Origin of the sequence: Streptomyces sp. NBC_00096 (assembly GCF_045041305.1) — a bacterium.
Taxonomy (GTDB): domain Bacteria; phylum Actinomycetota; class Actinomycetes; order Streptomycetales; family Streptomycetaceae; genus Streptomyces.
The window spans coordinates 370,027-383,138 of the sequence record NZ_CP108221.1 but is presented as its reverse complement, the minus strand read 5'-3'; the positions used below and the strand labels follow the sequence as shown (position 1 = coordinate 383,138).

Here is a 13,112-nt window from a genome sequence, read left to right as displayed (position 1 = left end):
GTCCTCAGCCGATCAGGAGGTTCATGCAGGAGACGACCGCCGCGGCCCCGGTCACGCGCAGGACACCGACGTGCTGCGGATCCCAGTCGCGCCAGGCCGGAAGCGGCTTGGCGGCGAGGGCGGGGGCGGGGGCAGGGGCGGGGGCGGAGAACTGAGGGTCGACCGTGAGGCGTCGGACGCCCAGCGGTTCGGCGAGGGCCCGCAGCGCGGACTCGGAGAGCCTGATCCATCCCTGGTCGGCGCCCAGGGTGGCGGTGAGCCGCTTCTCGGAGGTGAAGCCGACGGCCGTGCGCTCCCCGGGCGGGGTGCGGAAGAAGCGGGCCGAGCAGCGCGCGGGTCCCGGCCGGACGGGGACGTAGAGAGGTCCGGCCGGGAAGGGTTCGCAAGGCTCGGGGTCCTCGGGGTGTGTTGTCGTAGACATGGTGTTCCTCCTGGTGGGGAGCGTGCGACGGCGCTCCGGCGGGACGGCCGGGGTGCGCTTCGGCGAAGGTATGCCCGTCGGCCGGGGGGCGTCCCCCGCGCTGACGCATGTTTGACGCGCTTTCCCGGACCGCTGACGCGATGTTGACGGGGTCCTTGCGGAACCGGCCGTCAGAGGTCGCAGAGCCGGGCTTCCTCCAGGTCCAGCGAGCGCTGGAGCCGGCGGCGGGTGGTGTCGCTGATGCGGTGGTCGTCGTAGAGGCGCTGGAGTTCGGCGGCCTCCTTGTCGATCAGGTCGCGGCGCAGCTGGCGGTAGACCTGGTCGGCGGACTCGTACGGTCCCCCGTCGTCGCCGAGCCGGTCCTGCGCGTGGTCGCGGCGGGCGTGCAGGGCGCGGCGGAGACGTTCGAGGACCGCCTCGGGCGCGGCTTCGAGTCCGGAGAGTTCGTCCAGGCGGCGCAGTCCCGCTTCGGCGAGGCTCAGCCGTGCGCCGGTCTCCTCGCGTTCGGTGTGGTCCGGTTCGAGGGCTATCCCCGAGCGGCGTACGACCGGGGCGAGGGTGAAGCCCTGGACGACGAGGGTGACGACCACGACGGAGGAGGTCAGCACCAGGACCAGCGGGCGCTGCGCCAGGGCGGTGCCGTCGGCGGCGGCGACGGGGATGGACAGGGCTGCGGCGAGCGGCATGACACCCCGGGTGCCCGCCCACGACAGGACGGCGGGCACCCGCCAGTCGGTCCTGTCCCGTCCGGCCTTCCGCTGGAACAGGGCCGACAGCGGAAAGACCCACAGCACGCGTACGGCGACGAGCGTGCAGGCCAGGGCGAGCGCGTAGAGCGGCCAGAGCCGGTTCTCGTCGCCCAGCTCGCGGATGAGGCCCGGCAGGGAGAGCCCGATCAGGCTGAACACGACGCTTTCGAGCAGGAAGACCACGGTGCCGTAGACGGCGTGCAGTTGGAGGCGGATGCGGGCGCTGGTGAGGCGGTCGCCGCTGCCGCCCATCACGACGCCCGCCACGACCACGGAGGTGACGCCGGAGGTGTGTGCCGTCTCGGCCAGGACGTAGGCGGCGTACGGGGTGACGAGCGCGATCACGGTCTCCAGCACCGGGTCCTGGGTGCGGCGCCGGATCAGCACCACGACGCCGGCGACCGCGGCCCCGATCAGGGTGCCGCCGCCGGCGAGCAGGGCGAACTCGCCGCCCGCGCTGCCCCAGGAGACCGCGGAGGAGGCGACCGCGACGCTCACCGCGACCCGGAAGAGGACCAGGGAGGTGGCGTCGTTGAACAGGCTCTCGGCCTGCACCATGACCTGGACCCGGGGCGGCAGTGCGAGGCGCCGGCCGAGCGCGGTGACCGCCACCGGGTCGGTGCTCGCGAGCACCGACCCCAGCACCAGCGCCATCTGCCAGGACAGCGGGGTCAGGACGGAGGCCACGTACCCCACCACGGCGGCCGAAGCCAGTACGAGTCCCACCGCGAGCACGGACACCGGCTTCCACACCGCGCGCAGCTCGCGCCAGGACATCTCCTCGGCGCTGGCGTACAGCAGGGGCGGCAGGACGACGAGGCCGATGAGCTCCGGGGTGACGTGTATCCGCGGGGCGCCGGGCAGCAGTGCCACGGCGAGGCCCGCGACGACGAGCAGCGAGGGCGCGGGGATGCGCCAGCGGCGGGCTCCGGTCGCCACGAGAGTGGCGAGGACGACAAGAAACAAGATCGTACCGACGCTGCGCATGCCGCCCCTTGGACCCCTGGAGTCGAGATCGGGGCCACGTGACCCGTCACGCCGACCAGACTTCCCGGCACACCTCCTTCACCCTATCCGCATGGAGTGTGTCAGGGCAGCGTCAATGTCTTCGTCCTCTGCCGCGATCCGGCCGATTTTCACCCGATGATGATCGCCAGTAGCACTTGTGTGCCTCTGCCGGCCAGGGAAAGCCCTCTGCACGGATCGGGGCGTGCTCTTTGGCGTGAGGAGGCGCGTGTCGTGGCGGAGGCGGTTGCCAGACCCGGAAGGCTGAAGGTCTTTCTCGGGGCGGCCCCCGGTGTGGGCAAGACGTACCGGATGCTCGACGAGGGGCGGCGCCGGGCCGTCCGGGGGACGGACGTGGTCGCCGCCTTCGTCGAGTGCCACGGACGCCGCCTGACCGAGGAGAAGCTGGCCGGCCTGGAGATCGTTCCGCGTGCGGAACGCACCTACCGGGGAAGCCGGTTCGAGGAGATGGACCTGCAAGCGGTGCTGGAGCGGCGGCCGGAAGTGGCGCTCGTCGACGAACTGGCCCACTCCGTCGTCCCCGGGGGCGGATCCTCCAAGCGCTGGCAGGAGGTGGAGGCGCTGCTCGCGGCCGGGATCGACGTGGTGACCGCCGTGAACATCCAGCACCTGGAATCGCTCAACGACGTCGTCGAGAAGATCACCAGGGTGCCGCAGCACGAGACCGTCCCGGACGAAGTGGTACGCCGGGCCGATGAGATCGAGCTGGTGGACCTGTCGCCCGAGGCACTGCGGAGGCGGATGGCGCACGGGAACATCTACGCCCCGGAGAAGGTTGACGCGGCGCTGTCCAACTACTTCCGGATCGGGAACCTCACCGCGCTGCGGGAGTTGGCCCTGCTGTGGCTGGCCGGGCGGGTGGACGAGGCGCTGCAGAAGTACCGTGCGGAGCACGGCATCGGGGGAGTGTGGGAGACCCGGGAGCGGGTGGTCGTCGCGATCACCGGCGGACCCGAGGGCGAGACGCTCATCCGGCGGGCGGCCCGGATCGCCGCCCGCTCGGCGGGCGGCGACCTCCTCGCCGTGCACATAGCGCGCAGCGACGGCCTGGCGGCGGGAGCCTCGGCCTCCGCACTGGTCCGCCAGCGCGCGCTCGTGGAAGGACTCGGTGGCAGCTACCACTCCCTCGTCGGAGACGACGTGGCCACGGCGCTCGCCGAGTTCGCCCGCGCGGAGAACGCCACGCAGCTGGTACTCGGCACGAGCCGGCGCGGCCGCGTCGAGCGCTTCCTCACCGGGCGGGGGACGGGGGAGACGATCGTCGGGATGTCCGAGGACATCGACGTCCACATGGTCACCCATGAACGGGCGGGCAGTGGAAGACTGTTGCCCTCGAGGCGGCGGACGCTGCCGACCTCCCGGCTGATCGCCGGACCGGTCCTGGGCCTGGTGCTCCCGTTCGCGCTCACGTTCCTCCTCGACCACACCCGGGGCAGTCTCAACCTCACCAGCGAGGCCCTGCTGTTCCTGCTGGCGGTGGTCGGGGTCGCCTGCGTGGGCGGAGTGGTGTCGGCCCTGGTCGCGTCCGTGACCGCGTCGCTGCTGCTGAACTACTGGTTCATCCCACCGGTCGGCGAATTCACCATCGCCGAGCCGAACAACATCCTCGCCCTGGTGGTCTTCGCCGTGGTCGCGGGGACGGTCGCCGCGGCCGTCGACCGGTCGATGCGGCTCTCGCGCCGGGCCGCCCGGGCGACGGCGGAGGCGGAGACGCTCTCCTCGCTGGCCGGGTCCATCGTGCGGGGGGACCAGGCCGTTCCCGCGCTCCTCGAACGCACGCGGGAGACCTTCGGCATGGACTCGGTCGAACTGAGTGCCGATCCGGCCGCGAGCGAGCCTCCCTCCGCCCGGGCTGCGGGCGAGCCCCCCGCCCACCGGGCCGCGGGCGCTCCCTCCGCCGCCCGGGCCGCGGGTGATCCCTCCGCCGCCCGGGCCGCGGGCGATCCCTCGGTCGTACGGGTCCGGGTCGGGCCCGGCACGCACCTCGTCCTGCGGGGGCGTCCGCTGCCCGCCTCCGACCGGCGGGTCCTGGCGGCCTTCGCCGCGCACGTCACCGTCGCGGTGGAGCGGGCCCGGCTGGCGGAGGCGGCTGCCGAGATCGAACCCGTCAAGGCGGCCGACCGGATGCGTACGGCCCTGCTCGCCGCAGTAAGCCACGATCTGCGGACCCCGCTCGCCGCGGGCTGGGCCGCCATCGAATCGCTGCGCGCCAGCGACGTGGAGTTCAGCGAGGAGGACCGCGGCGCACTGCTCGCCACCGCCGACGAGTCGATGGCCCGGCTGAACCGGCTCGTCGAGAACCTCCTGGACATGAGCCGGCTCCAGGCCGGGGCGCTGAAGCTGGAGCTGCGGGCCACGGACCTGCTGGAGGTGCTGCCCGCCGCGCTGGACGGACTGCCCCCCGATGCGCCGGCCGTAGACACCCGGACCCTCGAGCGGGCCCCGGCAGTGCTGGCCGATCCACCGCTGCTCGAACGGGTGGTCGCCAACCTGCTGAACAACGCAGCCCGGCACACTCCGCCGGGACGGCACGTACTGCTGACGGCGAGCGCGCTCGACGACCGGGTCGAGATCCGGGTCGTCGACCGCGGGCCAGGGATCCCGGAGGCGGACCGCGAGAGTGCCTTCGTACCGTTCCAGCGTCTCGGTGACACCGACAACACCACGGGCGTCGGCCTCGGCCTCGCCCTATCGCGGGGCCTCGCCGAGGCGATGGGCGGCACCCTGACTCCCGAGGACACCCCCGGAGGCGGCCTGACCATGACCCTGTCGCTACCGGCCGCTCCCGCACTCCCCGATCGGCCCCGTACGTAGTACCGACAGGACCTCGTCACGTCGTGGCGTCCGTCGGGAGGTCGGGGCGGGACAGGGGAGTCCCCTGCCTGGCGGGCAGGGTGATGACCATGGTGAGTCCGCCGCCGGGGGTGTCCTCGGCGGTGAGGGTGCCGTTCATCGCTTCGAGGAACCCTCTGGCGACGGCGAGGCCGAGACCGACTCCGGCGCCGGCAGGCGCGTCTCCGTAGCGTTGGAAGGGTTCGAATATCCGGTCCTTGGCCTCATCGGGGACGCCGGGCCCGCGGTCGACGACACGCAGTTCGAGGCGCTCGGCGAGGGCGCTGGCGGAGACGAGGACGGTCTGACCGGGCGGGCTGTACTTGACGGCGTTCTCGACGATGTTGGCGACCGCCCGTTCCAGGAGCCCGCGGTCGACGGCGACCATGGGCAGGGTTTCGGGGATGTCGAGGGCCACGCCGCCGTCGGGGACTCCGGCCAGGGCCATCGGGACGACCTCGTCGAGGTCGGTTTCCCGGACGATCGGGATCACCGTGCCGGTCTGGAGGCGGGACATGTCGAGGAGGTTGCCGATGAGGTGGTCGAGGCGGTCGGCGCCGTCCTCGATGCCTGCCAGGAGTTCGGCGCGGTCCTCCTCGGACCAGGCGACGTCGGTGGAGCGCAGGGAGGTGACGGACACCTTGATGCCGGCGAGCGGGGTGCGCAGGTCGTGGCTGACGGCGGCCAGCAGGGCCGTACGGATCTGATGGCCCTCGACGAGGCGGCGGGCCTCCTCCGCTTCGCCCACGAGCCGCTGCCGGTCGAGGACGACGGCGGCCTGGGCGGCGAAGGCGCCGAGTACCCGCCGGTCCTCGGCGGGCAGGACCCGTCCGGTCAGGGCGAGGGACATGTTCTCGCCGATGGGCATGTCGACGGCGGCGTCCTCGGGGCGGGTGACGGGGTTGCGCCCGGTGCTGCCCGCCGTCGTCCACGGTTCGACGTCGGTATCGCGTTCCAGGAGCGCGACCGATTCCATGGCGAAGGTTTCGCGCACCCGCTCCAGCAGTGCATCGAGGGCGGTTTCGCCGCGCAGGATGCTGCCGGCGAGGAAGGAGAGGATCTCGGATTCGGCGCGCAGCCGGGCGGCCTGGTGGGTACGGCGGGCGGCCAGGTCGACGACGGAGGCCACGGACACGGCCACGCCCACGAAGATCGCGATGGCCACGATGTTCTTGGGGTCGGAGATGGTGAACTCGTGCAGCGGCGGCGTGAAGAAGTAGTTCAGCAGGAGTGAGCCGAAGGCTGCCGAAGCGAGGGCGGGGAGGAGCCCGCCGAGGAGCGCTGCCGCCACGGTGAACGTCAGGAACAGCAGCATGTCGTTGGCCAGACCGAGGTCGGGCACGAGCTGGTTCAGCAGGACGGTGAGCAGCGCGGGGCCGGCGACGCCGGCCAACCAGCCCCAGATGAGGCGGGACCGGCCCAGCCGTGCCCCGCGCGCGACGGGCAGGCCGCGGCCCTTGGCGGCCTCGTCGTGGGTGACGATGTGGACGTCGAGGTCGGGGCCGGATTCGCGGGCGACGGTGGCACTGACGCCGGGGCGGAACACGGACTGCCAGGATCGTCGGCGGCTGACCCCGAGGACGATCTGGGTGGCGTTGCACCCGCGGGCGAACTCGAGGAGCGCGTCGGGGACGTTGTCGCCGATGACGTGGTGGAAGGTACCGCCGAGGTCCTCCACCAGGGTGCGCTGGACGGCGAGTTCCTTGGGCGAGGCCGCGGTCAGCCCGTCGCTGCGGGCGATGTACACGGCCAGGACCTCGCCGCCCGAGCCCTTCTCGGCGAGGCGGGCGGCGCGGCGGATGAGCGTACGGCCTTCCGGGCCGCCGGTGATGCCGACGACGATGCGCTCGCGGGCCTGCCAGGTCGCCCGGATGTTGTGCTCGCCGCGGTATTCGCGCAGGTACTCGTCGACGCGGTCGGCGACCCAGAGCAGGGCCAGTTCGCGCAGGGCGGTCAGATTCCCGGGACGGAAGTAGTTGGAGAGGGCCGCGTCGACCTTGTCCGACTTGTAGATGTTGCCGTGGGCCATGCGGCGGCGCAGGGCCTGCGGGGACATGTCGACGAGCTCGATCTGGTCGGCCCGCCGCACCACCTCGTCGGGGACGGTCTCGCGCTGGCGGACGCCGGTGATCGTCTCGACCACGTCCCCCAGCGATTCGAGGTGCTGGATGTTGACGGTCGAGACCACGTCGATGCCGGCCTGGAGGAGTTCCTCGACGTCCTGCCAGCGCTTGGTGTTGCGCGAGCCTGGGACGTTGGTGTGGGCGAGCTCGTCGACGAGGGCGACGGCGGGGCGGCGCGCGAGGATCGCGTCCACGTCCATCTCGGTGAAAGCGGAGCCCCGGTACTCCAGCTCGCGCCGTGAGATCTGTTCCAGTCCGTGCAGCATCACCTCGGTGCGCGGACGGTTGTGGTGCTCGACGAAGGCGACGACGACGTCGGTGCCGCGCTCCACCCTGCGGTGGCCCTCCGAGAGCATGGCGTACGTCTTGCCGACGCCGGGGGCCGAGCCCAGGTAGATACGAAACTTGCCGCGTCCCATGGTGTGTACGTCATCCCTCGAAGCGGTAGCCCATGCCGGGCTCGGTGATCAGGTATCTCGGATGTGAGGGGTCCGCTTCCAGTTTGCGGCGCAGCTGGGCCATGTAGACCCGCAGGTAGTTGGTGTGCTCGGAGTACGTCGGCCCCCACACGTCGAGCAGGAGCTTGCGTTGACTGATCAGCCGCCCCGGGTTGGTGATGAGGATCTCCAGCAGGTGCCACTCGGTGGGCGTCAGACGCACGCTGCGATCGTTGCGCACGACCTTCTTCGCGACGAGATCGACGGTGAAGTCCTCGGTCGTGACCACGGCGATCTCATCTGCGGGCGCCGGAACCTCCCGGCGGCGGACGGCGGCCCGCAGCCGGGCGAGCAGCTCGTCCATGCTGAACGGCTTGGTGACGTAGTCGTCGGCTCCCGCGTCCAGGGCGCGGATCTTCTCCTCGGAGGTGTGCCGGGCGGAGAGCACGAGGATCGGGACGCCGCTGCCCTCCCGTACGGCCTTGATCACGTCGATGCCGTCCATGTCCGGCAGGCCGAGGTCCAGCAGGATGACGTCCGGCTTGCGGACGACTGCGAGCCTCAGGGCGGTGTTTCCGTCGGAAGCCGTCTCGACCGCGAACTTCCGCGCCTCCAGGTTGATCCTGAGCGCGCGGACGAGCTGGGCGTCGTCTTCCACCACCAGCACCTTGATCATCGGTGTGGGGCCTTCCTCTTCCAGTGGGTACGGGTCGGAGCCGGGGGGAGGTCGGGGGTCCCTCCAGTGAGAGCCGGAGGGAACTCCGCGACCCGCCGGCTCCGGACCCTTGCGGTGCGGAACGTCAGCTCTTGGTCAGTGCCTTGAGGGCGGTGTTGAGTTCGAGGACGTTGACGCGCGGTTCGCCCATGAAGCCGAGGGTGCGGCCGGTGGTGTGGTCGGCGACGAGCTTCTCGACCTGCTTGACGTCGAGCCTGTTCTGCTCGGCGACCCGGTGGATCTGGAGCTTGGCGTACTCGGGGGAGATGTCGGGGTCGAGGCCGGAGCCGGAGGAGGTGACGGCGTCAGCCGGTACGTCCTGCGGCTTGACCGTGTGGGACGCGGTCGTGTTGTCGGCGATGACGGCGTCCTTGGCGGCGATGACCTGGGCACAGAGGGTGCCCTCCTCCGCCTGGTCGGTGCACTTGCCGTTGACGGCGCCGTTGTCGGCGGACCGGTTGGTGGCGCCCGAGAGGATCAGCGAGTACTGCGTGTTGACGCTGTTGCTGCCGAGGCCGTTGGAGGGGCGCGGCTGGAACCACTTCAGGTCCGGCTTGGCCGCCTCCTGCGCGTCGTCGGGGTTCTGCTTGGGGTGCGCGTCGTCGGGGTTCTGCTTGGGGAGGTTGTACGTCTGGCCGATGAGGGAGGAGCCGACGACCTGGCCGCTCTTGTCCCTGATCTCGGAGCCGTTGGCCTTGTCGTTGAAGACCGCCTGGGCGATCCCGGTGACGGCGAGCGGATAGATCACGCCGCAGATGACCGTGAGGACCAGCAGGGCCCGCAGGCCCGCCCCGATCAACCGCACTGTGTTGCCTACAGAGTTGTTCATTGGGGTCAGCCGATTCCGGGGATGAGGGTGATGATCATGTCGATGAGCTTGATGCCGATGAACGGGGCGATGAGGCCGCCGAGTCCGTAGATTCCCAGGTTCCGGCGGAGCATCTTGTCGGCGCTGGTGGGCCGGTACCGGACGCCCTTGAGGGCGAGCGGGACGAGGGCGATGATGACCAGCGCGTTGAAGATGACGGCGGAGAGGATCGCGGAGTTCGGCGAGGTCAGGCCCATGACGTTGAGCTTGTCGAGGCCGGGGTAGACCACGGCGAACATGGCCGGGATGATCGCGAAGTACTTGGCGACGTCGTTGGCGATGGAGAAGGTGGTCAGTGCGCCGCGGGTGATCAGCAACTGCTTGCCGATCTCGACGATTTCGATGAGCTTGGTGGGGTTGGAGTCCAGGTCCACCATGTTCCCGGCCTCTTTGGCGGCGGAGGTTCCGGTGTTCATGGCCACGCCGACGTCGGCCTGGGCGAGGGCGGGGGCGTCGTTGGTGCCGTCGCCGGTCATGGCGACGAGTTTTCCGCCCGCCTGTTCCCGCTTGATGAGGGCCATCTTGTCCTCGGGCGTCGCTTCCGCGAGGAAGTCGTCCACGCCCGCCTCTTCGGCGATGGCCTTGGCGGTGAGCGGGTTGTCGCCCGTGATCATGATGGTCTTGATGCCCATGCGCCGCAGCTCGTCGAAGCGTTCGCGCATGCCCTCCTTGACCACGTCCTTGAGGTGGATGACACCGAGGACGCGCGCGCCCTTCTCGTCCTCGACGGCCACCAGGAGGGGAGTGCCACCGGCCTCGGAGATCCGGTTGGCGAGGAGGTCGGTGTCGTCGGAGACCCGGCCGCCCTGCTCCTTCACCCAGGTGATGACCGAACCTGCCGCGCCCTTACGGGTCTTCTTGCCGTCGACGTCCACGCCCGACATGCGGGTCTGCGCGGTGAACGCGATCCAGTCGGCGTGGGCCAGCTCGCCCTGGTGGCGTTCGCGCAGCCCGTACTTCTCCTTCGCCAGGACGACGATGGAGCGGCCCTCGGGGGTTTCGTCCGCGAGGGAGGAGAGCTGGGCGGCATCCGCGAGCTCCGCCTCCGTCGTGCCCTTGACCGGGACGAACTCGGAGGCCTGGCGGTTGCCGAGGGTGATGGTGCCGGTCTTGTCGAGCAGCAGGGTGGAGACGTCGCCGGCGGCCTCGACGGCCCGGCCGGACATGGCCAGGACGTTGCGCTGGACCAGGCGGTCCATGCCCGCGATGCCGATCGCGGAGAGCAGCGCGCCGATGGTGGTCGGGATCAGGCAGACCAGGAGCGCGGTGAGCACGATCATGGACTGCTTGGCGTCCGCGTAGATCGCGAAGGGCTGGAGGGTGACGACCGCGAGCAGGAAGATGATCGTGAGCGACGCGAGCAGGATGTTCAGCGCGATCTCGTTCGGCGTCTTCTGCCGGGCCGCGCCCTCGACGAGCGCGATCATGCGGTCGATGAACGTCTCGCCCGGCTTCGTCGTGATCTTGATGACCACCCGGTCGGAGAGGACCTTCGTGCCGCCGGTGACGGCGGAGCGGTCGCCGCCGGACTCGCGGATGACGGGGGCGGATTCGCCGGTGATGGCGGATTCGTCGACGGAGGCGACGCCTTCGACGACGTCTCCGTCGCCGGGGATGATGTCCCCGGCCTCGCAGACGACGAGGTCTCCGATACGGAGCTCCGTGCCCGGGACCTGCTCCTCCACTGCGCCGTTCAGGCGGCGGGCGACGGTGTCGGTCTTGGCCTTGCGCAGGGTGTCGGCCTGGGCCTTGCCGCGGCCCTCGGCCACCGCCTCCGCGAGGTTCGCGAAGATCGTGGTCAGCCACAGCCAGGCGGTGATCGCCCACCCGAACCAGTCGGTCGGGTCCTTGACCGCGAGGACGGTGGTGACCACCGAGCCGATCAGGACGACGAACATGACCGGGGACTTGATCATGACGCGGGGGTCGAGCTTGCGGACCGCGTCCGGGAAGGACTTCAGCAGCTGCTTGGGGTCGAAGAGGCCGCCGCCCACTCGCCCGGCGTCCGGCTTGTGGCCGGTGGGCGCGTCCTGGTGCGGAGCCCTGGTGGGTGTGGCGGTGCTCATGATGCGAGCCCTTCGGCGAGCGGACCCAGCGCCAGGGCCGGGAAGTAGGTCAGACCGGTGATGATGATGATCGTGCCGACGAGCAGCCCCGCGTAGAGCGGCTTGTCGGTGCGCAGGGTTCCTGCCGTCTCGGGGACTGGCTTCTGCTCGGCGAGGGAGCCGGCCAGCGCGAGGACGAACACCATCGGCAGGAAGCGGCCGAGCAGCATGGCGATGCCGATGGTGCTGTTGAACCACTGGGTGTCGGCGTTGAGGCCGGCGAAGGCCGAGCCGTTGTTGTTGGCGCCCGAGGTGTAGGCGTAGAGGATCTCGGAGAAGCCGTGCGCCCCGGAGTTCGTCATCGAGTTGACCGGGGTGGGCAGGGCCATCGCCGCGGCCGTGAAGGCGAGGACGAGCGCCGGGGTGATGAGGATGTAGCAGGCCGCGAACTTGATCTCGCGGGTGCCGATCTTCTTGCCCAGGTACTCGGGGGTGCGGCCGACCATCAGGCCGGCGATGAACACCGCGATGATCGCCATGATCAGCATGCCGTACATGCCCGAGCCGGTACCACCGGGCGCGATCTCGCCGAGCTGCATGCCCAGCAGCTGGATCCCGCCGCCCAGACCCGTGAAGGAGGAGTGGAAGGAGTTGACCGCACCGGTCGAGGTGAGCGTGGTGGCGACCGAGAAGATCGACGAGGCGGCGATGCCGTAACGCGTCTCCTTGCCCTCCATCGCGCCGCCGGCCACGTCGAAGGCCGGGCCGTGGTGGGCGAACTCGGTCCACATCATCAGGGCGGTGAAACCGAGCCAGATGGTCGCCATCGTGGCGAGGATCGCGTAGCCCTGGCGCAGGTTTCCGACCATGCGGCCGAAGGTGCGGGTCAGCGCGAAGGGGATGACCAGGATCAGGAAGATCTCGAACAGGTTCGAGAAGGGGCCCGGGTTCTCGAAGGGGTGGGCCGAGTTGGCGTTGAAGTAACCGCCACCGTTCGTACCCAGCTCCTTGATGACCTCCTGCGAGGCCACGGCTCCGCCGTTCCACTGCTGCGTGCCGCCCATGAACTGGCCGACCTCGTGGATGCCGGCGAAGTTCTGGATCGCGCCGCACGCGACGAGGACGAGCGCGCCGATCACCGAGATGGGCAGCAGGATGCGGACCACTCCGCGGACCATGTCGGCCCAGAAGTTGCCGAGTTCACCGGTGCGGGAGCGGGTGAAGCCCCGGACGAGTGCCACGGCGACGGCGATGCCCACGGCGGCGGAGACGAAGTTCTGCACCGCGAGGCCGCCGGTCTGGACGACGTGGCCCATGGCCTGCTCGCCGTAGTACGACTGCCAGTTGGTGTTCGACACGAAGGAGGCGGCGGTGTTGAAGGCCTGGTCCGGGTCGATCGCGGAGAAGCCGAGCGAGCCGGGCAGGATGCCCTGGGCGCGCTGGAGAGCGTAGAGGAAGAGGACGCTCACGGCGGAGAAGGCGAGTACGCCGCGCAGGTAGGCGGGCCAGCGCATTTCGGCCGAGGGGTTGGCGCCGATGGCCTTGTAGATCCACTTCTCCGGCTTGTAGTGCTTCTCGGAGGAGTAGACCCGGGCCATGTAGTCGCCGAGGGGACGGTAGGCCAGCGCGAGCGCGCCGATCAGCGCGAGCAGCTGGAGCACACCAGCGGTTACGGGGCTCATAGCAGTGCTCAGAACCTCTCCGGGTACACGAGGGCGAGGACGAGGTATCCGAGCAGGGAGACGGCCACGACGAGGCCGACGATGTTCTCGACAGTCACAGCTTGGTCACCCCCCGGGCGATGAGAGCCACCAGCGCGAAAACCGCGACCGTGGTGACGACGAAGGCCAGATCGGCCATCGCGAGCTCCTGAGTGAAGTGGGAAGAGATGAATCG

Annotated in this window: 9 protein-coding genes; 1 reads left to right on the top strand and 8 read right to left on the bottom strand. The window is 70.3% G+C overall.

The window, feature by feature from the left end:
- Window positions 1–4: 4 nt before the first annotated feature.
- Complete coding sequence (locus tag OG904_RS01750; protein ID WP_405486612.1) at window positions 5–421, bottom strand: SAV_915 family protein; 417 nt, start codon at window positions 419–421, stop codon at window positions 5–7.
- A gap of 170 nt (window positions 422–591) precedes the next feature.
- Window positions 592–2,157, bottom strand: coding sequence for a Na+/H+ antiporter (locus tag OG904_RS01745; protein WP_405486610.1), 1,566 nt, complete (start codon window positions 2,155–2,157; stop codon window positions 592–594).
- Between the two features lie 252 nt (window positions 2,158–2,409).
- Here OG904_RS01745 and OG904_RS01740 point away from each other — a divergent pair, with 252 nt between their 5' ends.
- On the top strand, window positions 2,410–5,010 hold the full coding sequence (locus OG904_RS01740) for an ATP-binding protein (protein WP_405486608.1): 2,601 nt from the start codon (window positions 2,410–2,412) through the stop codon (window positions 5,008–5,010).
- 16 nt (window positions 5,011–5,026) lie between these two features.
- Here OG904_RS01740 and OG904_RS01735 read toward each other — a convergent pair whose 3' ends face one another.
- From OG904_RS01735 to kdpF, 6 genes are all read right to left on the bottom strand, one after another.
- Window positions 5,027–7,570 carry an ATP-binding protein gene (locus tag OG904_RS01735; protein WP_405486606.1) on the bottom strand — a complete coding sequence of 848 codons (2,544 nt, stop codon included), beginning with the start codon at window positions 7,568–7,570 and terminating at the stop codon, window positions 5,027–5,029.
- Window positions 7,571–7,580: 10 nt separating this feature from the next.
- Window positions 7,581–8,264: a response regulator gene (locus OG904_RS01730; RefSeq protein ID WP_405486604.1), complete on the bottom strand. Its 684-nt coding sequence runs from the start codon at window positions 8,262–8,264 to the stop codon at window positions 7,581–7,583.
- A 124-nt stretch (window positions 8,265–8,388) separates the two neighbouring features.
- Complete coding sequence (locus tag OG904_RS01725; protein WP_405486602.1) at window positions 8,389–9,132, bottom strand: potassium-transporting ATPase subunit C; 744 nt, start codon at window positions 9,130–9,132, stop codon at window positions 8,389–8,391.
- 5 nt (window positions 9,133–9,137) lie between these two features.
- Window positions 9,138–11,237 carry a potassium-transporting ATPase subunit KdpB gene (gene kdpB / locus OG904_RS01720; protein ID WP_405486600.1) on the bottom strand — a complete coding sequence of 700 codons (2,100 nt, stop codon included), beginning with the start codon at window positions 11,235–11,237 and terminating at the stop codon, window positions 9,138–9,140.
- Complete coding sequence (gene kdpA, locus OG904_RS01715) at window positions 11,234–12,898, bottom strand: potassium-transporting ATPase subunit KdpA (RefSeq protein ID WP_405486598.1); 1,665 nt, start codon at window positions 12,896–12,898, stop codon at window positions 11,234–11,236. Before kdpA ends, kdpB begins: the two co-directional genes overlap by 4 nt.
- Before the next feature lie 8 nt (window positions 12,899–12,906).
- Window positions 12,907–12,996, bottom strand: coding sequence for a K(+)-transporting ATPase subunit F (gene kdpF, locus OG904_RS01710; RefSeq protein ID WP_042817481.1), 90 nt, complete (start codon window positions 12,994–12,996; stop codon window positions 12,907–12,909).
- Window positions 12,997–13,112 lie beyond the last annotated feature (116 nt).

Bases quoted from the DNA above. Each gene is read 5' to 3' on its own strand.
- OG904_RS01735 (WP_405486606.1), bottom strand. From the start codon at position 7,570: ATGGGACGCGGCAAGTTTCGTATCTACCTGGGCTCGGCCCCCGGCGTC.
- OG904_RS01725 (WP_405486602.1), bottom strand. From the start codon at position 9,132: ATGAACAACTCTGTAGGCAACACAGTGCGGTTGATCGGGGCGGGCCTG.
- OG904_RS01730 (WP_405486604.1), bottom strand. From the start codon at position 8,264: ATGATCAAGGTGCTGGTGGTGGAAGACGACGCCCAGCTCGTCCGCGCG.
- OG904_RS01745 (WP_405486610.1), bottom strand. From the start codon at position 2,157: ATGCGCAGCGTCGGTACGATCTTGTTTCTTGTCGTCCTCGCCACTCTC.
- kdpA (WP_405486598.1), bottom strand. From the start codon at position 12,898: ATGAGCCCCGTAACCGCTGGTGTGCTCCAGCTGCTCGCGCTGATCGGC.
- kdpB (WP_405486600.1), bottom strand. From the start codon at position 11,237: ATGAGCACCGCCACACCCACCAGGGCTCCGCACCAGGACGCGCCCACC.
- OG904_RS01750 (WP_405486612.1), bottom strand. From the start codon at position 421: ATGTCTACGACAACACACCCCGAGGACCCCGAGCCTTGCGAACCCTTC.